Origin of the sequence: Micromonospora sp. CPM1 (genome assembly GCF_023896895.1) — a bacterium.
Taxonomy (GTDB): Bacteria; Actinomycetota; Actinomycetes; order Mycobacteriales; family Micromonosporaceae; genus Micromonospora; species Micromonospora tulbaghiae.
Genome location: NZ_JAMHIU010000018.1, coordinates 107,312 through 131,706 on the forward strand (window position 1 = coordinate 107,312; position 24,395 = coordinate 131,706).

Below are 24,395 nucleotides of genomic sequence, written 5' to 3' on the forward strand. Positions count from 1 at the left end.
CGACCGTCCGGGGGCAGGCGCGCGAGCGAGGCGTGGCCAATAGGCGACGCGCCGAAGTGGCGACGCGGGCGTGTTCCGATCCCACCACCTCGGTGAAGTGGCGTCGACCGTGGAAATGCGAGACGGCGGACACGCTCCCCGGACATTTCCCGCCCGGGACGATCGTGGCGGTACGAGCGCGCGCAACCCGGCGCGAGCCGGTGCGACGAGCACCGCGCGCGCGAGCCGCCACGGAAGACACACCCGCCTCAATGGACACGTTGCGTGACGACAAGCATCCCGGGCGCACCCATCTTCATCGTTGTAAGCGATATCGTGAGAGAGCCGAGCGAGACCGCCTCCCGACATCGCGAAACAGTTTCAAGAAATATGTGACACGAGTGAGCGAACCTCCAATCCGTCACTCATTGCAATCACGATCGGCAATGTTCCCAACCTGCGCGCTATTCGCGTATCGTGCCCCCTCGTGCCGCCCGTTCGCCCCTCCGACGCGAATCCCCCCAAACCCCGGCCGCCGTCCGGCGGACGACCGGGGTCCGACGTGGACGCCGAGGTGGTGTCGCTGCCGCCGGACGAGGGAAGCGTCGGCGGACCCGAGTGGGCCGACGACGGGCCGGGCGAGACGCTCCACCACAGCCGAGCCGACCACCACCCGGCAGACGAACGCCACACTCCGGACGAGCAACGCACCCGGGGCGGGGCCCGGACCCCGGACGACAGCGAGACCCACGCTTCGGGCGAGACCGGGAGCCACAGGGAGCCGACCCCGGAACAGGCCCACCAGGACGCCCGCGAACTGGCCGCCCGGTTCGAGGAGGAGAAGCCGGGACGGGTGCTCTCCGGACCGGTCGGTGTCCTCTTCACCGGCATCACCGTCGCGGTCGGGCTGCTGACGCTCTGGCAGGTGTTCTTCCCGCTGGCCCAGGGCAGCAAGTACTACCTGATCTTCTTCCTGGCCGGCGTACTGCCGGTGGTGTTCCTCGCGTACCCCTCGGGGGTGCGGCTGCGGCGCACGGCGGCCGACGCGGACCACCGGCGCGGGCCCACGCCGGTGGACTGGCTGCTGGCCCTCGCGGCGCTCGTGGTCTGCCTCTACCCGGTGCTGCCGGTCACGATCGGCGCCGGTGGCGGCGGGTACGACGCCTTCCTCGACCGGCAGGGCCTGCTGGATCCGCTGGACGTGGCGTTCGGCACCGGGCTGCTGCTCCTGCTGCTGGAGGCCTGCCGGCGCACCACCGGGTGGATCCTGCCGGCGGTCTGCGTGCTGTTCCTGGGGTACGGCTACTACGGCGGGCTGCTGCCGCAGGCCTGGCCGGTGGCGCACGCGGGGCTCGACTTCGGGCAGCTCGTCGACGCGTTCTACAACTCCGACAGCGGCTTCTACGGCACCCCGCTGGACGTGGCCGCCTCGTACATCGTGCTGTTCACGATCTACGGCGCGGTGCTCGACCTGTCCGGCGCGGGCCGGTTCTTCGTGGAGCTGTCCGCCGCCGCGTTCCGCCGCTCCCGGACGGCCGCCGGGCGCACCGCCGTCGCCTCGGGTTTCCTGCTCGGCACCGTCTCCGGCTCCGGCGCCGCCACCACCGTCAGCATCGGCGCGGTGACCTGGCCGATCCTGCGCCGTGCCGGCTACCCGGCCGAACGGGCGGGCGGCATGCTCGCCGCCGCGGGTGTGGGGGCGATCCTGTCGCCGCCGACGCTCGGCGCCGCCGCGTTCATCATCGCCGAGTACCTGGGCGTGTCGTACCTCCAGGTGCTCGGCTGGGCCACGGTGCCGACGATCCTCTACTACCTGGGCATCCTGCTCTCCGTCGAGATCGACGCCCGGCGCTCCGGCGTGCGGCCGGTGGTCATCGACACCGGCTCGGCGTGGCGGCTGCTGGCCCGCTTCGGCTACCACTTCCTCTCGCTCTTCGTGATCATCGTGGTGCTGGCGCTCGGCGCGTCGGCGATGCGCGCGGTGGTCATCGCCACCGCGATCGCGGCCGTGCTGTCCTTCCTGGACCGCCGGCACCGCCTCACGCCGGCCCGGCTGGTGGCGGCGCTGCGCGACGGCGTACGCGGGGTGCTCGCGGTGAGCGCCGTCTGCGCCGCGGCCGGCATCATCACCGCCACCACCACGAAGACCGGTCTCGGGCCGCAGGCCGCCGCGCTGCTGATCGACGGCGCGCAGGCGGTCAGCTCGGAGCCGGCCGTGGTGCTGGCGCTGACCGCGGTGCTCGCCGCCGTCGCGCTGAGCCTGCTCGGTCTCGCGGTGCCGGTCACCGCCTCGTTCGTCATCGGCTGGGTGATCATCGGCCCGGCGCTGCTCAACCTGGGGGTCGAGGCGCCCGCCGCGGCCATGTTCGTCTTCTACTTCGCGGTGCTGTCCGAGGTCTCGCCGCCGACCGCGCTGGCCGCGGTCGCCGCCGCCGCCGTCACCGGCGGCCGGCTGGTGCCGACCATGTGGCAGACCCTGCGGTACGCGCTGCCGGCGTACCTGATCCCGCTGGCCTTCGTGATCACGCCGACCGGTCTCGGGCTGCTCGGCATCGGCGGGCCCGGGCGGATCGTCACGGCCGCCCTGGTGTCGGCGCTGGGCGTGGCAGTGCTGGCGGTCGCGGCCGGCGGCTGGCTGCCGGGTGTGGGCCCGGCCGGCGTGCCGGAGCGGATCGTCGGCGCGATCGCCGGGCTGGTGCTGCTCTGGCTGGAACCGCTGCCCATGGCGATCGGCGCGGCGCTCGCCGCGCTCGCGGTCGCGGGCGTGTACGTCCGACGTGGCGCCGCCGGGCACGCCGGCCGCCCGGCGGTCGAAGAATCCGTGGACCTTGGGGAGGAGAGAGAGTGGGACGGATCGACGCGAGGATAGTGGCGGGTGTCGGGGCACTCGTCCTGGTCGCCGCCGGTGCCGCCGGCTGCGGGGGCCGTCAGGACGGCGCGGCGAAGGACGACGCCGCCCGCGAGGTCAGCTGCAAGGTCACCAAGGACACCCGGGTCGGCATCGCCACCGGCAACGCCACGGGCGTCTACTACGTGGTCGGCAACGCGCTCGCCGGTGAGCTGAGCAAGACCACCGACGGGAAGCTCACCGGGACGGCCGCCGAGACCGGCGCCTCGGTGCAGAACGTGGAGCAGCTCGTCGCCGGCCAGTACGACGTGGCGTTCTCGCTGTTCGACACCGCTGTCAACGCGGTGCAGGGCAAGGGGAGCTTCACCGCGCCGCAGCCGGTCAAGGCGCTGGCCCGGATCTACGACAACTACACGCAGGTGGTGGTCCGCGCCGACGCGGGGATCACGTCGGTGGCCGACATGAAGGGCAAGAAGATCTCCACCGGCTCGCCCAAGTCCGGTACCGAGGTCATCGCCAACCGGCTGCTCACCGCCGCCGGGCTGGACCCGGCCAAGGACATCCAGGCGCAGCGGCTGGACCTCACCAAGACCGTCGACGGCATGAAGGACGGCAGCATCGACGGCTTCTTCTGGTCCGGCGGCGTGCCGACCGGCGGGGTCACCGACCTGTTCACCACGTCCGGCGACAAGGTGAAGTTCGTCGACATCAGCCCGCTGCTGCCGAAGATGGCCGAGCTGAACCCGGCGTACCAGGCGGGCACCATCGGCAAGGACGTCTACCGGACCCCGGCCGACGTGCCCACCATCGTGGTGCCGAACGTGCTGCTGGTGCGGGACAACCTCGACGCCGACGTGGCATGCGCGATCACCCGGACGGTCTTTGACAAGAAGGATGCCCTGGCCCAGGCGAACCCGGCGGCGAAGGGCATCGAGCTGGGCAACGCCCGCAAGACCGATCCGGTGCCGCTGCACCGGGGCGCGGAGCGGGCGCTGAGCGACCTCGGCGCGAGCTGACCCGAACGGGCCGGGCCCGGACGCGCGTCCGGGCCCGGCCCACCGACCCGACCCGGAGACCCCCGTGCCGCTGCCCCACCCGGCCCGCGTACGCCGGCATCACCGCTCCGCGGACCGCACCGGACGCCTCCGCTCGGTCCGCGTCCAACTGCTGGCGCCGATCCTGGTGGCCACCGCCGGCCTGGTCGTGCTGGGGGCGGCGCAGACCGACGCCGCGCTCGACGCGTCCGCCGACGCCGACCGGGCCCGCGTGCTGGCCGGCACCGCCACCGCCACCGTACGGCTGGTGCACGAGCTGGAGCGCGAACTGGGCGAGACGGCCGCGTTGCGCCAGCGCGGCGGTACGTCCGGCCGCCCGCTCGTGGACGCGCAGCGCCGCCGGGTGGACACGGCGGTGGACCGCTACCGCTCGGCGCAGGGTGACGCGCGCCGGGCCGCGCCGAATCTGGCCGGGGTGCTGGACGACGCGCGGGGGCGCCTGGAGCAGCTCGCGCCGACCCGGGACCTGGCGCTGGCCGGTGAGCGCGGCGACCCGGCGTACGTGTCGCTGGTGGAGTCGCTGCTCGCGGTCGCGGACGCGCTGCCGAGCCAGCTCCGCGACGCCGAGCTGGCCAACCAGGCGCGCGAGGTGGCCGCGGTGGCCGCCCAGGAGCACCTGTCCGCCCTGGAGCGCGACCTGCTGCGGGCGGTGTTCGTCCGGGGTGGACTGCAGAGTGGCGAACTGGCCCGGCTGGGCCGGCTGCGGGGTGCCCGGGAGCAGCGGCAGGCCGAGTTCCTGCGGATCGCCTCCGCACCGGCGAACAGGGCCTGGTACCGGCTGGTCGACGGCACCGACGTGACCACTGCCCGCCGGATACGTGACGCCGTGCTCGACTCCGACGGCGCGCCGGGCACGGTGAAGACCGACGGTGACGCCTGGTACGTGGCGCAGAGCGGCGCGATCCGCCGGTACAACCTGCTCGGCCGGGACCTGACCGACGGGCTGGACCGGGACGCGGCTGACCTGGCCGGGGCGGCCCGGCTGCGTGCGGTGCTCACCGCCGGGGCGACGAGCACAGTCGCGCTCGGCTCGCTCGTCACCGCCGTGCTGCTGGCGGTCCGCACCAGCCGCCGGTTGCGCCGGTTGCGGGTGGCCGCGCTCACCATGGCCAACCGGGAACTGCCGGAGCGGATCACCGCGATCGCGGCGGGTGAGCGGGCCCCGGCGGAGGGCCCGGCGACCCGGATGACCGACGGGATCCGCCGGGGCCGGGACGAGGTGGCGCAGGTCGCCGAGGCGTTCGACACGGTGAACCGGGCGGCGTTGCGGCTGGCCGGGCAGCAGGCCGAGTTGCGGCTGGACGTGACCCGGATGGCGGAGGCGCTGGCCCGGCGCATCCGTACGCTCATCACCCGGCAGCTGCGGCTGCTCGACGACTTCGAGCGCGAGGAGACCGACCCGGACGCGCTGGCCCGTCTGTTCGCGCTGGACCACCTCGCCGCCCGGTTGCGCCGCAACGGCGAGAACCTGCTGGTGCTGGCCGGTGGTGAGCCCGGCCGCGGGCACGAGGGCGCGTTGCTGCTGGACGACGTGGTCCGAGCGGCGGCCTCCGAGATCGAGGACTACCCGCGGGTGGAGATCGACGTGCCGACCGCGGCGGTGCACGGCACGGCGGCCGGCAATCTGGTGCACCTGCTGGCGGAGCTGCTGGAGAACGCCACCGTCTACTCGCCACCCGAGGCCCGGGTGCTCGTCGACGGCCGGCGCACTGTCGACGGGCTGATGTTGCGCGTCCACGACCAGGGCATCGGCGTCAGCGAGAGCCGGCTGGCCGAGATCAACGAGCGGCTGGCCGCGCCGGCCATGCTGTCCAGCGCCGCGGCGGGCAGCATGGGCCTGCACGTGGTGGCCCACCTGGCCGCCCGGCACGGGATCCGGGTGCAGTTGCACAACCCGGGCACCGGCACTGTGGCGCAGGTCGACGTACCGGAATCGGTGCTGACCCGGGTCGAGTCGGTGGCGTCACGGCCGACGGCGGAGCGGCGACCGCGCGCCGCGGCCTGGTTCAAGTCCGGGCCCGCCGGACGGCCGGCGGCCGGCAGTCGCAGCCTCGTCACCAGCGCCACGACCGTCGGCCCGGTGCGCGGCGTCGCCGCCGTCCGCACGCCCGGAGGCGCGTTGCTGGCGCCGAGCACGGCGCGGATCCGGCCGGTGAGTGTGCCGCCGACGCCCGTCCCGACCACCGCCGCCGGGCTGCCCCGGCGGCAGGTGGGCGGCCACCTGCCCGGGCCGATGCCGGACGCCGCCGCGCCGCCGCCGGCCACCGACCTGCTCGACCCCGAAGTGGTACGTGCCCGGCTGTCCGCCCTCGCCGAGGGGGTGGCCAGCGCGACCCGCCGTGCCCCGAACACCACCACACCCAACGGGAGAAGATCATGACCTCACCGTCCTCCGCCGGTCTGGACTGGCTGCTGGCGAACTTCGCCGAGCAGGTGCCGGACGTCTCGCACGCGCTCGCGGTCTCCGAGGACGGGTTGCGGCTGGCGTCCTCGCCGGACCTCGCCCCCGACCAGGTCGACCAGCTCGCGGCGGTGATCAGCGGGCTGGCGAGCCTGACCGTGGGCGCGGCCCGGCTGATGTCGGCCGGCCGGGTACGCCAGCAGATCGTCGACATGGACGGCGGGGTCATGCTGGTGATGGCGGTGGGTGAACGGGCGCTGCTCGGCGTGCTCGCCGCGCCCGGCTGCGACCTGGGCCAGATCGGCTACGAGACGGCGACGCTGGTGCAGCGGGTGGCGGAGGCGCTGGAACCGGCGGTCCGGCGGTGACCGGCCGCCCGCTGCGGCTCCTGGCCGCGCTGATGACGGCGGTGCTGGTGGCCGGCTGCGCCGCCGAGGACTCCACCCCTGAGGCGTGGCACGGCGGGCGGATCTTCCTGGCCACCGGCAACACCACCGGCGTCTACTACCAGCTCGGCGGCGGGTACGCCGACCTGATCACCCGCCACCTGCCCGGGTACGAGGCGCGGGCGGAGCCGACCGGCGCGTCGGTGGAGAACATCACCCGGGTGGCGAGCGGCGACATGGAGATCGCGTTCAGCCTGGCCGACACGGCCGCGGACGCGGTCGACGGGCGCGGGGCGTTCGACAAGCAGCCGCAGCCGGTGCGGGCGCTGGCCCGGGTCTACAGCAACTACACGCACGTGATCGTCCGCGCCGACGGCAAGATCGGCAGCTTCGCCGACCTGCGCGGCAAGCGCATCTCCACCGGTTCGCCGAAGTCCGGCACCGACATCATCGCCGGACGTCTGCTCACCGCCGGTGGCATCGACCCGAACCGGGACATCCAGCGGTTCAACCTGTCGCTGCCGGAGACGGTCAAGCGGATGCGCGCCAAGGGTCTGGACGCCATGTTCTTCTCTGGGGGTCTGCCCACACCGGGCGTCAAGGACCTGCTCTCCTCCGCGCCCGGCACGTTCCGGCTGCTGCCGCTCGACGAACTGATCGAGCCGTTGAGCGCCCGCTTCGGCGCGGTCTACACCACGGCGACGCTGCCGAAGGAGGTCTACGGCACGCCCGCGCCGACGCCGACGATCACCGTGGCGAACGTGATCCTGGTGGCGGCGGACATGCCCGAGCAGCTCGCGTACGACCTGACCCGGGTGCTGTTCACCTGGCAGGGCGAGCTGATCCAGGTGCACCCGGAGGCGGCGAACTTCAACCGGTCCAGCGCCGCGGCGACCCGGCCGATCCCGCTGCACCCGGGCGCGCAGCGGTTCTACCGCACCGGCTGAGCGCGGGACTGTGCCGCCTCGGCCCGCGCCGGGGCGGCGCCGCGCCTTCTACGGCGTCCAGTCGCGCCGCAGCAGACCGTAGATCACCAGGTCGGTGAAGCCGTCGCCGTCGTACTCGCGGTCCCGCTGGGTGCCCTCGTGGACGAACCCGCACCTCTCGGCGGTGCGCCGCATGGCCGTGTTGCCGGCGAGCGTCTCGATCTCCAGCCGGCGCAGGTTGCGGTTGCGGAACCCGTACCGGCAGAGCAGCCGGATCACCTCGGTCCCGTAGCCCTGGCCGCGCGCCTCCGGCAGCAGCGTGATGCCGAGGTGGGCGTACCCGTTGAAGGTGTTGATCCCCCACAGCACGCCGGTGCCGAGGAACGTGCCGTCGGCCACGGTCTCGGCCAGCAGCGACACCGGAGCGGCGGCCTCCGGCTGCTCGGCGGCACGCTTCTCCAGCCGGGCCCGGACCTGCCCGACGTGGTGCGGCAGGAACGGCTCGTCGTCGGTGACCAGGTGCAGCTCCGGGTCGCTGTGCAGCCGGAACATGTCCGGCGCGTCGTCGGGGGTGGGCGTACGCAGACGGACCCGGTCGCTGGCGAACATGCCGCGACGCTAACGGTGGGTGGGCAGGGCGACAACCGGATTTGGCTCCCCTACCGACCGGTCGGTAGGGTGGTGGGCATGACCCCGCTCGTGCTCGCCACCGCCCTGACCAAGACCTACGGGACGCGCCACGCCCTGCGCGCGCTCGACCTCGCCGTCGCGCCGGGCAGCCGGTTCGTCGTTCTCGGCCACAACGGCGCCGGCAAGTCCACGCTGCTGGAGATCATCGCGACGCTGCGCACCCCGACGTCCGGCTCGGTACGCGTCGGCGGCTTCGACACCGTCACGCAGGCGCGGGACGCCCGGCGCCTGATCGGCCTCGCGCCGCAGTGCAACGCCCTGGACCCGCTCGCCACCCCCACCGAGGTGCTCGACTTCCAGGGCGTCGCACTCGGGCTCGGCCGCCGCGAGCGGGCCCGCCGAACGCGCGAACTGGTCGACCTGTTCGGCCTGGGCGAGCACCGCTCGACCCGGGTCGCCAAGCTCTCCGGCGGCACCCGCCGCAAGCTGGACCTGGCCGTGGCGCTCGTCGCCGAGCCCGCCGTGGTGATCCTGGACGAGCCGACCACCGGGCTGGACCCGCTCGCGCGCATCGACTTCTGGACCGAGCTGACCCGCCTCAACCAGGCCGGCACCTCGCTGCTCATCTCGACCCAGGACCTGCACGAGGCGGACGTGCTCGCCACCGACATCGCGGTGCTCCGGGACGGTCGGGTGGTCGCCCAGGGCCCGCCGGCGTCGCTCAAGCAGCGTGTCGGCGCCCGTACGCTCACGCTCGACCTGTCCGCCGCCGCCACCGCTGCCGCGTTCGCCGCCGCGTCCGAGGCCGGGTTCCGCGCCGACCCCGACCGCCCGGACCGGGTACGCCTCAGCGTGCCCGACGACCCGCGCGCCCTGGCGAAGGCCCTGACCGAGGCCGGCGACGCCGCCGCCGACATCACCCGGCTCCACCTCGCCGAGCCCTCCCTCGACGACGTCTTCGTCGCCCTCGCCGCCCGCTGAAGCGTGACCCACCGCACCCCGAAAGGCCCGAACCCGTGCTCCCGCTGGCAGTCGCCCCGCCCCGCCGTTCCCCGGCCCCGGTCGTCCTCGCGGCGATCAGACGCTCCACGCGTGCCGTGCTCCGTACGCCCGCGCTGCTCGTCGCCCCCGTCGCCCAGTCCCTGTTCTTCCTGCTCGTCTACGCCGGGCAACTCGACGCCGTGGGCAGCACCTACCTGGACGGCACGAGCTTCATCGCGTTCCTGCTGCCGCTGATCCTGCTCACCGGCGTCGCCACCGGCGCGGGCGCCGCCGGCACGCTGGTGCTGGGCGATATCACCAGCGGCTACCTCGACCGCCTCCGGCTCGCCCACGGCACCACCACACCGTTCCTCGTCGGCCCGGTCGTGGCCGCGCTGGTCGCCGTCGTCCTCCAGATGGCGGTGACGATCGCCGGGGCCGCGCTGATCGGCTACTGGCCGGCGAGCTGGTCCGGAGTCGCCGCCATGCTGCTGCTGATGCTGGCGCTGGGCCTCGGTGTCGCGCTGCTGAGCATGGCGCTCGCGATCCGGTCGGCCTCGGCGTCGGCCACGAACCTGGTCACGCTCGCCGTGTTCGGCCTGTCGTTCTTCACCGGCGTGTTCGCGCCGGTCGACCGGCTCGCCGGCTGGATGCGGGTGATCGCCACCGTCAACCCGCTCACCTATATCGTCGACACCGCCCGCCAGCTCGGCGGCGACGCGTCGCTCACCGCGGCTCCGGCCGGCGTCACGGCGGTCGCCGTCCTCGCCGTCGCCGGAACCGCCGCCTGCGCGCTCGCCCTCCACCACGCGAGGAAGAACCGATGAGCCCCACCGACACCCGCACCCAGATCATGGACGCCTTCGCCGAGCAGCTCGCCGCGACCGGCTACCAGGGCATCTCCCTGGTCGGCGTGGGCCGCAGCGTCGGCATCCAGAAGCCGTCCATCTACCACCACTTCCCCGGCGGCAAGGAGGACCTGTACATCGCGGTTGCGGAACGGTACATCCGGGACGTCGGCGGCCGGATCTCGACGGCGCTGGCCGAGCCCGGCGACGTGACGCACCGGCTGCACGCGCTCGCCGCCGTCGCCGCCGGGCAGCACGGCGACGCGATCACGTTCGAGCAGCGCATCTACGACACGCTGCCGCTCGTCTCCGCCAGGACCAGCGAGCACGTGTCGGGCCTCTACGTCGCGCTGATGCTGGAGCCGGTGACCCGGTTCTTCGCCGACGCGAAGGCCGAGGGCGCCGTCACCGGCGACCCGGAGTTCCTGATGAACGCGTTCCTGCACCTGGCCCGCGCGGCCGACCTCACCGACGGGACCGGACCCGCCCGGGTCGTCGCGCTCTTCCTCGACGGCGCCCGCCCACGTGCCTGAACCAAGGACGACGTCCTGAAGATGTAGACCTCAGGCGTCGGCGGGGGCGGTGGCGGCGCGCGCCGCCGCAACCAGCCGGGCGGTCTCGGCGGTCACCGCCTCGTCGTCGGCCGGCGTCCCCGGGTCGTAGCGGACCGTCCAGGTCAGACCGTCGACCCCGGACACCCGCCGGGCCGCGATCCGCCCGGAGCCGCCGGGCACCTCGTGGTGCGAGGTGTACGCCACCGAGCCGGTGACCCGGTCCCGGACCTGGTGCGGCAGGTCACCCGGGTCGACGAGCAGGTACGTCTCGGGGAGGCCGTCCGCGACCACCAGGTAGCCGTCGTGCTCGGCGACCGGCTCGGCCGGGGTGACAGTCAGCTCCCGGCCGGACCAGACCGCCTTGAGGATGTCGTGCCAGCCGAGACGGTCCACCCGGCCGGGCAGCCAGAGCCCGCGGTTGCTGGCGACCAGCACGCCGTCGTTGCCGCCCTCGCCGGTGCCGGCCGCGGCCCACGCGAGCACCCGCTCGTCGGTGGCCAGCGGCGGCCGGTCGGCCGACGGCAGTTTCGGCCGGCGGTTGAACAGACCCATCACAAACCTCCGGCGGCCTGCTCGCGCAGTGCCCGTGCGTGCTGTTCCAGCGAGAGCAGTTCCCCGAACAGGGCGAAGTACTCGTCCTTGTTGCTCACCGGGTTGATCCGCTGGATCTTCGACTTCAGGTCACGGATGCGGCCGGTGACCGAACTCCACTGGAGCCGGGCCATGGTGATCGAGACGTACCTCGGGTCGGGCTCACCGTCGATGCGCAACGGCTCCACCGCCAGCTCACCGACCAGCGCCTGCCCGGCCAGGTCGTCGCAGGCGTCGCGGACCCGCTCGATCCACACCGCGCCGCCGGTCGCGCCGGACGCGCCGCCGGCGGCGGCCACGGCGGCGCGTACCGCCACGTGCACCGGGTGCTGGTAGTCGGTCGCCTCGACCGCGTCGAACATCGGGCCGGCCAGGACCGGCTCCTGCAGCGCCAGCTTCAGCGCCTCCCGCTCCACCATGGAGCGCGGGCTGTCCACAGCCGGCGCGGCCGGGCCGGAGCGGGCGGGTGCGGCGGGCGCGCCACCGGCCTGCGGCCCGTGCGCGGCGGCCAGCACCGCACGCTGCACCGGCTCGATCTCCATGCCGAGGTCACCGGCGAGCTTGCGCACGTACTCCGGGCGCTTCTCCCGGTCCTTGATCTTCGCCACCAGAGGCGCGGCGCGGCGCATCGCCTCGACCCGGCCGTCGACGGTGTCCAGGTCGAACCGGTTGATCACGTGCCGGAGCGCGAAGTCCACCAGCGGCTCGCGGCGGGCCACCAGGTCGCGTACGGCCAGGTCGCCCTTTGCCAGGCGCAGCTCGCACGGGTCCATGTTGTCGGGGCTGACCGCGATGAAGGTACGCCCGACGAAGCGCTGGTCGTCCTCGAAGGCGCGCAACGCGGCCTTCTGGCCGGCCGCGTCGCCGTCGAAGGTGAAGATGATCTCGCCGGCCCGCTCGTCGCTGTCGAACAGCACCCGGCGCAGCACCGAGATGTGGTCGCCGCCGAACGCCGTGCCGCAGGTCGCCACCGCCGTCGGCACGTCGGCGAGGTGGCAGGCCATCACGTCCGTGTAGCCCTCGACCACCACCACCTTGCCCTGCTTGGCGATCTCCCGCTTGGCCTGGTCGATGCCGTAGAGCACGTGCGACTTCTTGTAGAGCGGCGTCTCTGGGGTGTTGAGGTATTTCGGGCCGTCGTCGTCGTCGAAGAGCTTGCGGGCGCCGAAGCCGATCACGTCGCCGGTGATGTCCCGGATCGGCCACATCAGGCGGCGGCGGAACCGGTCGATCAGCGAGCCGGAGCGGGCCGGGCGGGACAGGCCGGCGGTGACCAGCTCGTCGTGGGTGAAGCCCTGCTGGCGCAGGTGCTTGGTGAGCAGGTCCCACCCGTCGGGGGCGAAGCCGCAGCCGTACCGCTCGGCGGCGGCCCGGTCGAAGCCGCGCCCGGCGAGGAACTCGCGGGCCGGGCGGGCGCCGGCGGTGGTGAGCTGGGCCCGGTAGAACTCGACGGCGGCGGCGTGCGCGGCCACCAGGCGCTGCCGCTGCCCCTGCTGCGGCCGGGTACGCGGCGCGGACCGGTCGTCCTCGACGTAGCGCAACTGGATGCCGGCGCGGGCCGCCAGCCGCTCGACCGACTCGACGAAGCTGAGGTGCTCGGCGTCCATCAGGAACTTGATCGCGTCGCCGCCGACGCCGCAGCCGAAGCAGTAGAACACGTTGCGGGCGGGCGAGACGTTGAACGACGGGCTCTTCTCGTCGTGGAAGGGGCACAGCCCCTTGAGGTTGCCGCCACCGGCCGACTTGAGCGTCACCACCTCGGAGATGACGTCCGCGATGGCGGTGCGCTCGCGGACCAGCGCGATGTCCTCGTCCCGGATCCGCCCCGCCATGACCGCCACCCCCTCGGCGTACATCCTGCCCTGCCGGACCGACGTTCCGGCGGCCGGGGGGACGGGCGTGTGGCCGGCCACGCCCGTCCCCGCCGGCTCAGGCCGAGCGGGCCGCCGCGGGGTCGCCGATGCGCGGGAACGGCTCGATCGAGAAGACCACCTCGACCGGCACCTCGAAGTACGCGGCGATGCGCAGCGCCAGGTGCAGGCTGGGCCGGAACTCGCCGCGCTCCAGGTAACCGACGGTCTGGTAGTGCACACCGAGCGCGTCGGCCAGTTGCCGCCGGGAGATGCCCCGTTCGGCGCGCAGCACCGCGATGCGGTTGTGCACGGTCTCGCTCATCGACGCCCTCTCATCCGACCCGCTGCATGGCCCGCTCCCGCCGGGCCGCGACCCGCGAGCCGGACTCCCGGCGGGCCATCCGGCGCAGCACCACCGGGGCCAGCACGAGCCCGAGCACCGCCCAGGCGCCGAGCACGCCGACCGTCTCCAGGTGCCGCCAGGAGCCGCCGAGTTCGACAGCCGCCAGGTCGCCCGGGAGCAGCGCCGAGCGCATGCCCAAGCCTAGCCAGTAGAGCGGGAAGACCTGGGCGACGCCCTGGAGCCAGCCGGGCAGGCCGTTGATCGGGTAGAAGATGCCGGACAACGCGATGAGACCGAAGATCGGCATCACCACCAGGCCCATGTTGCGCGGGTTCTCCACCAGCGAGCCGATCACCGCGCCCAGCGGCAGCGTCGCCACCAGCCCGAGCGGCACCACCCAGGCCAGCGTGAGCCAGGCGCCGGGGTCACCGAGCCGCAGCCCGTCGAGGAAGAACAGCCCGGGCGTGAGCTGGATGACCACGCCGATCAGCGCGACCGCCGAGACCAGGACGATCTTGCCGACCAGGTAGCCGAGCATGCCGTCCGGAATGGCCTTGGCGCGCAGCAGCGTGCCGTCCTCCCGGTCGATGACGAGCTGGTTGGCCAGCCCGAGCAGACCACCGAAGAGCAGGCCCATGCCGAGCGCGCTGGGCAGCGTACGGGCGCCGAGCGAGAAGTCGGTGCCCGGCACCGTCGAGCCGCGCATCCAGAACACGGCGATCAGCAGCACGACCGTGGGGAAGAAGTAGGTCCAGAGATCCTGGCCGTTGGTGAACGTCGCGCGCAGCTCGATCACGCCGCGCCGCAGCCCGGCCCGCAGCGCGTTGGTGGTCGGGTTCATCGGTTCGCCTCCTGCTGCCACACCCGCTCGGCCCGGCCGGTACGGATGCCGGTCTCCTCCTCGTGCACCAGCGCCAGGTACGCGTCCTCCAGGCTGGCCCGGCGTACCTCCAGCTCGCGTACCCGGTCGCCGTGCTCGCGGAGCAGGTCGCGCAGGAACGCGGTGGCGTCGGCGGTGGCGTGCACGTACCGCTCGCCGTCGCGGGTCCAGCGCACCTCGGCGTCCCCCGCGACGCGCCGGGCGAGCTGGTCGGGCGAGCCCTCGGCGATGATCCGGCCGCCGGCCAGGATGAGGATGCGGTCGGCCAGCTTCTCCGCCTCGGCCAGGTCGTGCGTGGTCAGCACGATGGTGGTCTCGTCCAAATCGGCCAGGCGGTGCACCAGCTCGTGGAACTCGCGCCGGGCGGCCGGGTCGAAGCCGACCGTCGGCTCGTCCAGGAACAGCAGTTCCGGCCGGCCGACGATGCCGACCGCGACGTCGAGCCGGCGGCGCTGACCACCGGAGAGCCGGGCCACCCGGCTGCCGGCGTGCGCGGTCAGTCCCACCGTCTCCAGCAGCTCGTCGACCGGCCACGGGCGCGGGATCCGGTCGGTCGCGTACGGCGCGTAGAAGTCGCCGAGGTGGGCCAGCAGCTCCCGCACCCGCCACTTGCCGTGGTCGCGCCAGGACTGGAGCACCACGCCCAGCCGCGCGCGCCACCGCTCGTCGCCGCGCGCCGGGTCGGCGCCGAGCACCCGGACCGTGCCGGCCGAGGGCACCCGGAAGCCTTCGAGGATCTCGATGGTGGTGGTCTTGCCCGCGCCGTTGGGCCCGAGCAGCGCCACCACCTCGCCCCGCCGGGCGGTCAGGTCGACGCCGTGCAGCACGTCGACGGCGCCGTAGCGCATACGCAGGTCCCGCACGTCGAGGACGAGATCCTCGTCGGGAGGTCGGGGGGACGCGACGGCCCCCGGGAGTTCGACCGCAGTCATGCCTCGAAATGTAGCACTCATACTACAAACGGAGGTACCCCCGCTCAGGGGCGAGGGCGGTGGAACCAGCGCGTCACCGGGGCCGGCTCCTCCTCCTCCTCCTCGTACGACCGGGCCGCTTTCACCGCGGCGGCCAGGCCGGAGCGGCGGGGCCGAGGGCCGGCGTGCAGCATCGGATCGGCGGCCATCTCCCGGAGCACCGCGACGGCCAGGCCCAGCATCACCACGACGAACGGCAACGCGACCAGGATGGTCGCCTGTTGCAGCGCGGCCAGGCCGCCGGCCAGCAGCAACGCCGCCGCGACCGCGCCGATCAGCACACCCCAGAGCACCACCACCCCGCGGTGCGGCCGCAGTGCGCCGCGCGAACTGAGCGAGCCGAGCACCAGCGACGCCGAGTCCGCGCTGGTGACGAAGTAGAGCGCGATCAGCACCATGGCGAGCACGCTCGTCAGCGTGGCCAGCGGCAGCGCGTCGAGCAGCCCGAACAGCGCCTGCTCCGACCCGGCGTCCACGTCCGCCACCAGATCCCGGGTGCCGGTGGTCTGCGTACGCAGGGCGCTCCCGCCCATCACCGCGAACCAGACGGTGCTCGCGCCGCTGGGCACCAGCAGCACCCCGACCAGGAACTGGCGGACCGTACGGCCGCGCGAGATGCGGGCGATGAACGTGCCCACGAACGGCGCCCAGGAGATCCACCACGCCCAGTAGAAGATGGTCCACGAGCCCAGCCAGGCGGGATCGGAGAACGCCCCGGTACGCGTCGACATGCGCACCAGGCCGCTCAGGTAGTCACCGACCGAGGCCGGCAGCACCTCCAGCGTGTAGACGGTCGGGCCGACCACGAACACGAACAGCATCAGCACGACGGCGATCAGCACGTTCGTGGTGGACAGCCACTTGACGCCCCGGTGCAGGCCGGAGAAGGCGGACACGACGAACGCGAGCGTGAGCGCGCCGATGATCGTCAGCTCGACGGCCCGGCTGTCCGGCACGCCGGCCACCAGGTCGAGGCCGGCCGCCACCTGGAGCGCGCCCAGCCCGAGACTGGTCGCGGAGCCGAACACGGTGGCGAAGACGGCGAGCAGGTCGATCGCGCGGCCGAGCGGGCCGTCGGTCCGGTCGCCGAGCAGCGGCGCGAACGCGGACGAGATCCGGTTGCCGCGCCCCTTGCGGAACGTCGAGTACGCCAGCGCCAGCGCCGCGATCGCGTAGATGCCCCACGGGTGCAGCGTCCAGTGGAAGAGCGTGTACTGCATCGCCGTGGCGGCGGCGGGGCCGGTCTGCGGCGCGACGCCGGAGGCGGGAGGCGGCGTGGCGTAGTGCTGGATCGGTTCGGCGACGGCGAAGAACACCAGGCCGATGCCCATGCCGGCGCTGAACATCATGGCGACCCAGGCCAGCGTGTCGAACTCCGGCCCGTCGTCGTCGGCGCCCAGCCGGATCCGGCCGAACCGGGAGGCGGCCACGACGACCGCCAGCACCAGGAAGGCGTCCGCCGCGACCACGAAGAACCAGCCGAACGTGCTCACGGTCCAGGACAGGCCGGACTCGCCGAACCGGGCCAGTGAGCCGCGGGCGAACACGCCCCACAGCACCACCGCGAGCACGCCGGCGACCCCGGCGCCGAGTACCACCCGGTCGACCTGCTGGGTCGCGGACCGCTGCCCCGGCTGTCCCGTCATGCCCCCATCGTCGGCGGGCCGGCCGCACCGGCGGGCCGGAACGCCGCAGGAGCCGCGTCAGGCCGCCGCGGCGGCGGCCTCCTCGGCCTCCACGGCGGCGTTCCAGGCCGGCTTGGTGGACCGCCAGCCCTCGTCGTCCATGCCGCGCCGCCAGTAACCGGAGATGGACAGGTCGCCCCGGGGCACGCCGCGCTCGACGCGCAGCAGCCGCCGCAGCTCCTTCATCGCGCCGGCCTCGCCGTGCACGAACGCGTGCACCCGGCCGGGCGGGAACTCCAGCGCCCGGACCGCCTCGACCAGCGGCTCGCCGTACGGACGCCCGTCCCGGTGCAGCCAGCACACCTCGACCTCGCCCGCGCTGGTCAGGGGCAGCTCGTCTGCCGGGCCGCCGACCTCGACGTACACCTTGGCGAGCGCGCCCGCCGGCAGCCGTTCCAGGGCAGCGGCGATGGCCGGCAGCGCGCTCTCGTCACCCGCCAGCAGGTGCCAGTCGGCGGCCGGGTCCGGCGCGTACGCGCCGCCCGGCCCGGCGAACAACACCCGGTCGCCCGGACGCAGCGCCGCCGCCCACGGCCCGGCCAGACCCTCGTCGCCGTGGTGCACCACGTCCACTGTCATCTCACCGGCCGCGGCGTCCCAGGCCCGGACCGTGTACGCGCGCAGGCGCGGCCACTGCTCCGCCGGGAACTCCCGCTTGATGGTGGCCAGGTCGACCGGGTACGGGTAGGTCACCCCGGCCGGCGGGAAGACGAACTTCACGTAGTGGTCGGTGTACGCGCCCACCGGCAGCCCGGCCAGCTCGGCGCCGCCCAGGACCAGGCGGATCAGGTGTGGGGTGGGCCGCGTGGTCCGGACGACCGTGGCGGCGGTGAGCTTCTTCGGGCGATCCGTCATGCTGCTTAGGCTAGCCTAAGCTCCGCCGGGGTGATCCGGTCAGCTTGGCGACACCAGCCGGGCGTGCCAGGCCAGCGCGGCCGGATCGGTGAGCGAGGCCACCTGGTCGATCACCACGCGCAGCCGCGCGGCGTCGTCCGCCGCGTCCCGCCACAGCGGCGCGAACACCGGGTCGAGCGCGTCGGGCGCCCGGTCCAGCAGCACCCCGACCAGCCCGGTCAGGACGTCGCGCTGCCGGGCGTAGCGGCCCTCGGCGCCGGGACGGCGCATCACGTACCGCAGCGCGATGCCCTTGAGCAGCGCGCACTGCGCCCGGATCCGGCGCGGCACCTCCAGGTCGGCGGCGTAGCGGCGGTGCGGGCCCGGACCGTGGTGCTGCTCGGTCGCGGCCACCACGCCGGCCACGAACCGGCCGGTGAGCACGCTGGTGGTGGCCTTCAACGCGGCGAGGGCGCGGTGGCTGCCGTCGTACGCGGCCAGCGGCGCGAGCACCGGATCGGCCAGCAGGTCGGCGAGCACCTCGCCCAGGTCCTCCGGCGCCTCACCGGAGTAGGCGGCGGCCACGTCGGCGCAGAGGGCCCGCCGCTCGTCCGCGTCGGCCAGCAGCGGGCGCAGGTCGACGTACCCGCCCTGGATGCCGTCCTCGACGTCGTGCACCGAGTACGCCACGTCGTCGGCCCAGTCCATCACCTGGGCCTCCAGGCAGCGCCGGGCGCCGGGCGGGGCGCCCTCGCGCAGCCAGTCGAAGACCGGGCGGTCGTCGGCGTACACGCCGAACTTGCGCTCGCCGGGGCGGCGCGGCCACGGGTACTTGCTGACCGCGTCCAGCGCGGCCCGGGTCAGGTTCAGCCCGGCCGAGCGCCCGTCCGGGGTGAACACCTTCGCCTCCAGCCGGGTGAGCACCCGCAGCGTCTGCGCGTTGCCCTCGAATCCGCCGCAGGCGGCGGCCAGCTCGTCCAGGGCGTACTCGCCGTTGTGCCCGAACGGCGGGTGACCAAGGTCGTGCGCCAGCCCGGCGGTGTCCACCACGTCCGGGTCGCAGCCCAGCCGGGCGCCCATCTCGCGGGCGATCTGCGCGACCTCCAGCGAGTGGGTCAGCCGGGTACGCAGGAAGTCGTTCGTCCCGGCGGTGTGCACCTGCGTCTTCGCGGCGAGCCGGCGGAACGCCGCCGAGTGCAGCACGCGGGCGCGGTCCCGCTCGAACGGCGAGCGGCCGTACCCGGTGTCCTTGAGCGCCTCGTCGACCAGCCGCGCCGCGTCGCTCATTTCTCCCGTATACGCAGATGGTCGCGACTGCGGGGCTCGCAAAACCGGCTCACTCCTCGCGCTCCCGGAGCACGCAGAACTCGTTGCCCTCCGGATCGGCGAGCACCGTCCACTCCACGTCTCCCTGGCCGATGTCGACGTGCCGGGCGCCCATGTCGACGAGGCGCTCCACCTCGGCCTCCATGTCGGCCGGGCGCAGGTCGATGTGCAGCCGGTTCTTCCCCTCCTTCGGCCCGGCGACCGGGACGAAGACGAGACCGGGCAGCGTGTCGGGAGTCCGGCGGATCTCCACCTCGTCCGGCTTGTCGGTGATCACCTGATAGCCGAGTGCCTCCGCCCACCAACTGGCGAGCCGGGACGGATCCCGGGCGTCGACTACCAGGTTCTCCCAGACGGCGGTCATGTGGACACCCCTCCTGATCGACACGCGGCGGAAGCTCAGGTTACGCCGAGGAGACCGGAAAGGCGCGCCGGGCGGTACGCGGGGCCGCCGCCGAGCACCGGCGACCCCGCGCCCTCCTCAGCGGGAGTCCGAACCCGTGGTGGTGATGGCCGCGCGGCCCGCCTCCAGCCGGGCCACCGGCACCCGGAACGGCGAGCAGGAGACGTAGTCCAACCCGACCTCGTGGAAGAAGTGCACCGAGTCCGGGTCACCGCCGTGCTCGCCGCAGACGCCGAGCTTCAGCCCCGGACGGGCCGCCCGGCCCTCCTCGGCGGCGATGCGGACCAGCCGGCCGACGCCGTCGGTGTCGATCGACTCGAACGGCGAGATGCCGAAGATGCCCAGCTCCAGGTAACGCCAGAAGAACGCGCCCTCCACGTCGTCGCGGGAGAAGCCCCAGCCCATCTGGGTCAGGTCGTTGGTGCCGAAGGAGAAGAACTCGGCCGCCTCGGCGATCTGACCGGCGGTCAGCGCCGCCCGGGGCACCTCGATCATCGTGCCGATCAGCACCTCGACGCCGCTGTCCCCGACCACCTCGGCGATGATCCGCTCGGCCTCGGCGCGTACCGTCTCCAGCTCCTGCACGGCCCCGACCAGCGGCACCATGATCTCCGGGCAGGCCGTGCCGCCGTCGCGGACGACCGCGACGGCGGCCTCCGCGATCGCGCGGACCTGCATGGCGAACAGGCCCGGGATGACCAGGCCGAGCCGGACGCCACGCAGGCCCAGCATCGGGTTCTCCTCGTGCATCCGCCGCACGGCGGCGAGCAGCGCCTCCTCCTTCGCGACGTCCTCGCCGCGCTCCTGGGCGACCGCGACGTTCACCGCGAGCTGCTCCAGCGGGGGCAGGAACTCGTGCAGCGGCGGGTCGATCAGCCGCACGGTTACCGGCAGGCCGTCCATCTCGCGGAAGATCTCGATGAAGTCGGCCCGCTGCAGCGGCAGCAGCGCGGCGAGCGCGTCCTCCCGCTCCCGTTCCCCGGAGGCCAGGATGAGCCGCTCGACCAGCTCGCGCCGGTCGCCGAGGAACATGTGCTCGGTGCGGCACAGGCCGATGCCCTCGGCGCCGAAGCGCCGCGCCCGGGCCGCGTCCGCGCCGGTGTCGGCGTTCGTGCGGACCCGCAGCCGCCGCGCCCCGTCGGCGTGCGTCATGATCCGGTGTACGGCGCGGACCAGCGCGTCGTCGATGTTCTCCGGGTCGAGTTCGCCCTCGAAGTACTGCACCACCTCGGACGGCATGACCGGCACCTCGCCGAGGTAGACCTTGCCGGTGGTGCCGTCGATCGAGACCACGTCGCCCTCGCTCACCACGTGGTCGCCCACCGTGAACTTCTTCGCCGGCACGTTGACGTCCAGCTCATCGGCGCCGGAGACACAGGTCTTGCCCATGCCGCGGGCCACCACCGCGGCGTGGCTGGTCTTGCCGCCCCGGGAGGTCAGGATGCCCTTGGCGGCGATCATGCCGTTGAGGTCGTCCGGGTTGGTCTCCCGGCGGACCAGGATCACCGACTCCCCCTCGGCGGCCAGCTCGACCGCGCGCGCCGAGGTGAAGACCACCTTGCCGGACGCCGCGCCCGGGGAGGCGCCGATGCCCTTGGCGACCGGCTCGAACTCGTGGTCGAGCTGGAAGCGCGGGAACATGAGCTGGGCGAGCTGCGCGCCGTTGACCCGGTGCAGCGCCTCGTCCAGGTCGATCAGGCCCTCGTCGACGAGCTGCCCGGCGATGACGAACGCGGCGGCGGCGGTGCGCTTGCCGACCCGGGTCTGGAGCATCCAGAGCTTGCCGCGCTCGATGGTGAACTCGATGTCGCAGAGGTCCTTGTAGTGCTCCTCCAGCCGGGCCATGATGCCGAGCAGCTGGTCGTAGGACGTCTTGTCGAGCTGCTCCAGCTCCTGCAACGGCACCGTGTTGCGGATGCCGGCCACCACGTCCTCGCCCTGGGCGTTGGCGAGGTAGTCGCCGTAGATGCCCTGCGCCCCGCTGCCCGGGTCGCGGGTGAACGCGACGCCGGTGCCGGAGTCGGGGCCGAGGTTGCCGAAGACCATCGTCACCACGTTGACGGCGGTGCCCAGGTCGGCCGGGATGCGCTCCTGCCGGCGGTAGAGCACCGCCCGCTCCGCGTTCCACGAGTCGAAGACCGCGCGGATGGCGAGGTCGAGCTGCTCGCGCGGCTCCTGCGGGAACTCGCGGCCGGTGTGCTTGGCGAAGATCTGCTTGTACGCGTCGACCAGCCCGCGCAGGTCGTCGGCGTCCAGGTCGAGGTCGTTGTGCGTGCCCTTGGCGCGCTTGATCTCGTCCAGCGCGTGCTCGAACTCCTCGCCCGGCACCTCGCAGACGGTCTTGCCGAACATCTGGATCAGCCGCCGGTAGGAGTCCCAGGCGAACCTGTCGTTCCCACCCGCTTGGTTGCTCAGGCCGACCACGCTGCGGTCGTTGAGTCCCACGTTGAGGACGGTCTCCATCATGCCCGGCATGGAGAACTTGGCGCCGGAGCGTACCGAGACCAGCAGCGGGTCGTCCGGGTCGCCGAGGCGCCGGCCCATCTCGCGCTCCAGCGACTCCAGGTGCGCCTCGATCTGCGCGGCCAGGCCGTCCGGCTCGCGCCCGGTCGTCAGGTACGCCTTGCAGGCCTCCGTGGTGATCGTGAAGCCGGGCGGAACCGGCAGGCCGAGATTCGTCATCTCGGCCAGGTTGGCCCCCTTGCCGCCGAGCAGATCCTTGAGATCCTTGTTGCCCTCGGCGAAGTCGTAGACGTACTTCTGCTCGACCGGATCGTGCGCTGCCACCAGAGCCTCCCACGCGCGCCATTGACACTTAACGAAGGTTCAGTTCGGACATACCCCGGTAGTGACCACCGGTAATCCCGGCTCGTCAGCGTCGGTGGGGCGAAGGCTAGGCGAGTTTCGAGAAACCTGGGAGCGTTCGGTGACTTTCGGCACAACGGTCACCACAATCCGCGTTCGTACGGGTTTTTGGGAACGCTTCCACGAGCACGATCACGCAATTCCGGGTCCTCTCGTACTCTTGACGTCACTGCATCTCGCGGAACCTGACCTTTGCCATATCCCGCGCGAATACACCCTCGGAGTCGTCGCCGTGCAGACCAACCCCGCCGCCCCGGAGACCGGGCCGGAGCCGACCGACACCCGCCCCACCAGCCCGTCCTCCGGCGAGGGTCCGCCGTCGGCGGCTTCGTTGCCGCCCCCTGGTGAAGGGCTGCCCGGTGTGCCGGCGCCCGCGGCCGAGCTGGCCCGGGTCGCCGCGGGCCGGGCCGCCGGGGCGCTCGCCGGACCGGCGGCGGTCCGGCTGGGCGACGTGGTGCCGGCACCCGAGCAGGTGCTCCCGGACCCGGCCGGTGACTTCACGCTGAGCGCGGACGCGGTACTGCGGGTCAGCCCCGCCGCGCGGGACGTGGCCGAACAGCTCGCCGGCTGGCTGCGCCCGGCCACCGGCTTCCCGCTCCCGGTCGCCGACACCGCCGAGGGCGGCCCGCTGACGCTCACGCTGTCCCCGGCGGACGCCACCGTGCCGAGCGGAGCGGCCGCGCCCGGACCGGCGTCCACGGGCCGGGAGGCGGCTGATGTCGCGGGCGGTGAGCCGTCCGGCGCGACGGCCCGCACCGCCGAGCCGGACGACGCCGGGCTCGGAGACGAGGGCTACCGCCTCGACGTGACCGCCGGCGGCGTCCGGATCACCGCCGGCACCCCGGCCGGGCTGTTCCACGGCGCGCAGACGCTGCGGCAGCTGCTACCCGCGCCGATCGAGAGCCCGGCCCCTGTCGCCGTGCGCTGGGCGGTGCCGGGCGGCACGATCGTCGACCGGCCGCGCTTCCCCTACCGGGGCGCCATGCTCGACGTCGCCCGCCACTTCTTCCCGGTCGAGGACGTGCTGCGGGTGGTCGACCACCTGGCCCGCTACAAGCTCAACCACCTGCACCTGCACCTCACCGACGACCAGGGCTGGCGGATCGCCGTCGACTCCTGGCCCCGGCTCACCGAGGTCGGCGGCGCGACCGAGGTCGGGGACGGCCCGGGCGGCTGGTACACCCGGGACGACTACCGCCGCATCGTCGCGTACGCCGCCCGCCGCCACGTCACAGTGGTGCCCGAGATCGACCTGCCGGGCCACACCAACGCGGCGCTGGTCGCGTACCCCGAACTGGCGCCCGGCAAGGTCGCGCCGCCGCCGTACACCGGCACCGAGGTCGGGTTCAGCTTCGTCGACCCCGCCGACGAGCGGACGTACGCCTTCGTCGCGGACGTGGTCGGCGAGGTGGCCGCGCTGACGCCCGGGCCGTGGCTGCACCTCGGCGGCGACGAGGCGTTCAAGGTGCCCGCCGACAGCTACCGCGCGTTCGTGGCGCGGGCGCAGCGGCTGGTGGCCGCCACCGGCAAGACAGTCGTCGGGTGGCACCAGCTCGCCCCGGCCGAACACGTCGACGGGCGTGTCCTGCAGTGGTGGGGCACGAACGGTGACGACCCGGAGACCGCCGACGCGGTACGCCGGGGCGCCCGGCTGATCCTCTCCCCCGGCAACCACGCGTACCTGGACATGAAGTACGCCCCGGACACCCCGATCGGACACGACTGGGCCGGTCTGATCGACGTGCGCCGCGCGTACGAGTGGGATCCGGCCACGCACGTGCGGGGTGTGCCGGCCGAGGCGGTGCTGGGGGTGGAGGCGCCGCTGTGGACCGAGTCGGTCACGACGATCGCCGAGGTCGAGTTCATGCTCTTCCCGCGCCTGCCCGCCGTCGCCGAACTCGGCTGGTCACCGCGCGAGACGCACGACTGGTCCCGGTTCCGCAGCCGGCTGGCCGCCCAGGGCCCGCGCTGGACCACCGCCGGCATCACCTTCCACCCCTCCCCCGAACTCCCCTGGCCCCCCAAAACCCCAGGCA

At 73.5% G+C, this 24,395-nt stretch carries 20 protein-coding genes; 9 read left to right on the plus strand and 11 right to left on the minus strand.

Annotated elements, in window-relative coordinates; all coding sequences use genetic code 11:
• The first annotated feature begins 541 nt into the window (after positions 1-541).
• From M8C11_RS21990 to M8C11_RS22010, 5 genes are all read left to right on the plus strand, one after another.
• Complete coding sequence (locus M8C11_RS21990) at positions 542-2,848, plus strand: TRAP transporter fused permease subunit (protein WP_252452604.1); 2,307 nt, start codon at positions 542-544, stop codon at positions 2,846-2,848.
• Positions 2,824-3,843 (plus strand): TAXI family TRAP transporter solute-binding subunit, encoded by a 1,020-nt coding sequence (locus M8C11_RS21995; protein ID WP_252452607.1) that lies wholly within the window; start codon positions 2,824-2,826, stop codon positions 3,841-3,843. The genes M8C11_RS21990 and M8C11_RS21995 overlap by 25 nt, the downstream gene beginning before the upstream one ends.
• Positions 3,844-3,907: 64 nt before the next feature.
• Positions 3,908-6,262, plus strand: coding sequence for a nitrate- and nitrite sensing domain-containing protein (locus M8C11_RS22000; RefSeq protein ID WP_252452610.1), 2,355 nt, complete (start codon positions 3,908-3,910; stop codon positions 6,260-6,262).
• Positions 6,259-6,651 (plus strand): roadblock/LC7 domain-containing protein, encoded by a 393-nt coding sequence (locus M8C11_RS22005; RefSeq protein ID WP_013475557.1) that lies wholly within the window; start codon positions 6,259-6,261, stop codon positions 6,649-6,651. Before M8C11_RS22000 ends, M8C11_RS22005 begins: the two co-directional genes overlap by 4 nt.
• Positions 6,648-7,616 carry a TAXI family TRAP transporter solute-binding subunit gene (locus M8C11_RS22010; protein ID WP_120568545.1) on the plus strand — a complete coding sequence of 323 codons (969 nt, stop codon included), beginning with the start codon at positions 6,648-6,650 and terminating at the stop codon, positions 7,614-7,616. The genes M8C11_RS22005 and M8C11_RS22010 overlap by 4 nt, the downstream gene beginning before the upstream one ends.
• 48 nt (positions 7,617-7,664) lie before the next feature.
• Here the strand turns inward: M8C11_RS22010 and M8C11_RS22015 are convergent, their stop codons facing one another.
• Positions 7,665-8,204, minus strand: a complete 540-nt coding sequence (locus tag M8C11_RS22015; protein WP_252452612.1) for a GNAT family N-acetyltransferase — start codon at positions 8,202-8,204, stop codon at positions 7,665-7,667.
• Positions 8,205-8,282: 78 nt separating this feature from the next.
• Between M8C11_RS22015 and M8C11_RS22020 the strand changes: the two genes are divergently transcribed.
• From M8C11_RS22020 to M8C11_RS22030, 3 genes are read left to right on the plus strand one after another with little or no spacing between them, the layout of a single operon-like run.
• Positions 8,283-9,206, plus strand: a complete 924-nt coding sequence (locus M8C11_RS22020; protein ID WP_252452615.1) for an ABC transporter ATP-binding protein — start codon at positions 8,283-8,285, stop codon at positions 9,204-9,206.
• A 35-nt stretch (positions 9,207-9,241) separates the two neighbouring features.
• On the plus strand, positions 9,242-10,033 hold the full coding sequence (locus tag M8C11_RS22025; RefSeq protein WP_252452618.1) for an ABC transporter permease: 792 nt from the start codon (positions 9,242-9,244) through the stop codon (positions 10,031-10,033).
• Positions 10,030-10,587, plus strand: a complete 558-nt coding sequence (locus M8C11_RS22030; RefSeq protein ID WP_252452621.1) for a TetR/AcrR family transcriptional regulator — start codon at positions 10,030-10,032, stop codon at positions 10,585-10,587. The genes M8C11_RS22025 and M8C11_RS22030 overlap by 4 nt, the downstream gene beginning before the upstream one ends.
• Before the next feature lie 30 nt (positions 10,588-10,617).
• Here M8C11_RS22030 and M8C11_RS22035 read toward each other — a convergent pair whose 3' ends face one another.
• From M8C11_RS22035 to ppdK, 10 genes are all read right to left on the minus strand, one after another.
• Positions 10,618-11,160, minus strand: a complete 543-nt coding sequence (locus M8C11_RS22035; protein WP_252452624.1) for a hypothetical protein — start codon at positions 11,158-11,160, stop codon at positions 10,618-10,620.
• A complete protein-coding gene (gene dnaG / locus M8C11_RS22040; protein WP_121684103.1) occupies positions 11,160-13,055 on the minus strand; it encodes a DNA primase in 1,896 nt (631 codons plus the stop codon). The genes M8C11_RS22035 and dnaG overlap by 1 nt, the downstream gene beginning before the upstream one ends.
• 73 nt (positions 13,056-13,128) lie before the next feature.
• A complete protein-coding gene (locus M8C11_RS22045) occupies positions 13,129-13,374 on the minus strand; it encodes a helix-turn-helix transcriptional regulator (RefSeq protein WP_013287928.1) in 246 nt (81 codons plus the stop codon).
• Between the two features lie 10 nt (positions 13,375-13,384).
• Positions 13,385-14,236 carry an ABC transporter permease gene (locus M8C11_RS22050; RefSeq protein WP_120568541.1) on the minus strand — a complete coding sequence of 284 codons (852 nt, stop codon included), beginning with the start codon at positions 14,234-14,236 and terminating at the stop codon, positions 13,385-13,387.
• Complete coding sequence (locus M8C11_RS22055) at positions 14,233-15,207, minus strand: ABC transporter ATP-binding protein (RefSeq protein WP_252452627.1); 975 nt, start codon at positions 15,205-15,207, stop codon at positions 14,233-14,235. The genes M8C11_RS22050 and M8C11_RS22055 overlap by 4 nt, the downstream gene beginning before the upstream one ends.
• Before the next feature lie 44 nt (positions 15,208-15,251).
• Positions 15,252-16,892: a BCCT family transporter gene (locus tag M8C11_RS22060; protein WP_252452630.1), complete on the minus strand. Its 1,641-nt coding sequence runs from the start codon at positions 16,890-16,892 to the stop codon at positions 15,252-15,254.
• Positions 16,893-16,949: 57 nt separating this feature from the next.
• Positions 16,950-17,786 (minus strand): siderophore-interacting protein, encoded by an 837-nt coding sequence (locus tag M8C11_RS22065; protein WP_252452632.1) that lies wholly within the window; start codon positions 17,784-17,786, stop codon positions 16,950-16,952.
• Positions 17,787-17,825: 39 nt separating this feature from the next.
• Complete coding sequence (locus M8C11_RS22070; protein ID WP_252452635.1) at positions 17,826-19,052, minus strand: deoxyguanosinetriphosphate triphosphohydrolase; 1,227 nt, start codon at positions 19,050-19,052, stop codon at positions 17,826-17,828.
• Between the two features lie 49 nt (positions 19,053-19,101).
• Positions 19,102-19,455 (minus strand): VOC family protein, encoded by a 354-nt coding sequence (locus tag M8C11_RS22075; RefSeq protein ID WP_120568537.1) that lies wholly within the window; start codon positions 19,453-19,455, stop codon positions 19,102-19,104.
• A 117-nt stretch (positions 19,456-19,572) separates the two neighbouring features.
• A complete protein-coding gene (ppdK, locus tag M8C11_RS22080; protein ID WP_252452638.1) occupies positions 19,573-22,281 on the minus strand; it encodes a pyruvate, phosphate dikinase in 2,709 nt (902 codons plus the stop codon).
• Between the two features lie 310 nt (positions 22,282-22,591).
• Here ppdK and M8C11_RS22085 point away from each other — a divergent pair.
• Positions 22,592-24,395 (plus strand): family 20 glycosylhydrolase (locus M8C11_RS22085; RefSeq protein WP_252452641.1); only part of this gene is annotated, 1,804 nt, incomplete at its 3' end.

Bases quoted from the DNA above. Each gene is read 5' to 3' on its own strand.
- M8C11_RS22005 (WP_013475557.1), top strand. From the start codon at position 6,259: ATGACCTCACCGTCCTCCGCCGGTCTGGACTGGCTGCTGGCGAACTTC.
- M8C11_RS22015 (WP_252452612.1), bottom strand. From the start codon at position 8,204: ATGTTCGCCAGCGACCGGGTCCGTCTGCGTACGCCCACCCCCGACGAC.
- M8C11_RS22020 (WP_252452615.1), top strand. From the start codon at position 8,283: ATGACCCCGCTCGTGCTCGCCACCGCCCTGACCAAGACCTACGGGACG.
- M8C11_RS22030 (WP_252452621.1), top strand. From the start codon at position 10,030: ATGAGCCCCACCGACACCCGCACCCAGATCATGGACGCCTTCGCCGAG.
- M8C11_RS22035 (WP_252452624.1), bottom strand. From the start codon at position 11,160: ATGGGTCTGTTCAACCGCCGGCCGAAACTGCCGTCGGCCGACCGGCCG.
- dnaG (WP_121684103.1), bottom strand. From the start codon at position 13,055: ATGTACGCCGAGGGGGTGGCGGTCATGGCGGGGCGGATCCGGGACGAG.
- M8C11_RS22045 (WP_013287928.1), bottom strand. From the start codon at position 13,374: ATGAGCGAGACCGTGCACAACCGCATCGCGGTGCTGCGCGCCGAACGG.
- M8C11_RS22050 (WP_120568541.1), bottom strand. From the start codon at position 14,236: ATGAACCCGACCACCAACGCGCTGCGGGCCGGGCTGCGGCGCGGCGTG.
- M8C11_RS22055 (WP_252452627.1), bottom strand. From the start codon at position 15,207: ATGACTGCGGTCGAACTCCCGGGGGCCGTCGCGTCCCCCCGACCTCCC.
- M8C11_RS22060 (WP_252452630.1), bottom strand. From the start codon at position 16,892: ATGACGGGACAGCCGGGGCAGCGGTCCGCGACCCAGCAGGTCGACCGG.
- M8C11_RS22065 (WP_252452632.1), bottom strand. From the start codon at position 17,786: ATGACGGATCGCCCGAAGAAGCTCACCGCCGCCACGGTCGTCCGGACC.
- M8C11_RS22070 (WP_252452635.1), bottom strand. From the start codon at position 19,052: ATGAGCGACGCGGCGCGGCTGGTCGACGAGGCGCTCAAGGACACCGGG.
- M8C11_RS22075 (WP_120568537.1), bottom strand. From the start codon at position 19,455: ATGACCGCCGTCTGGGAGAACCTGGTAGTCGACGCCCGGGATCCGTCC.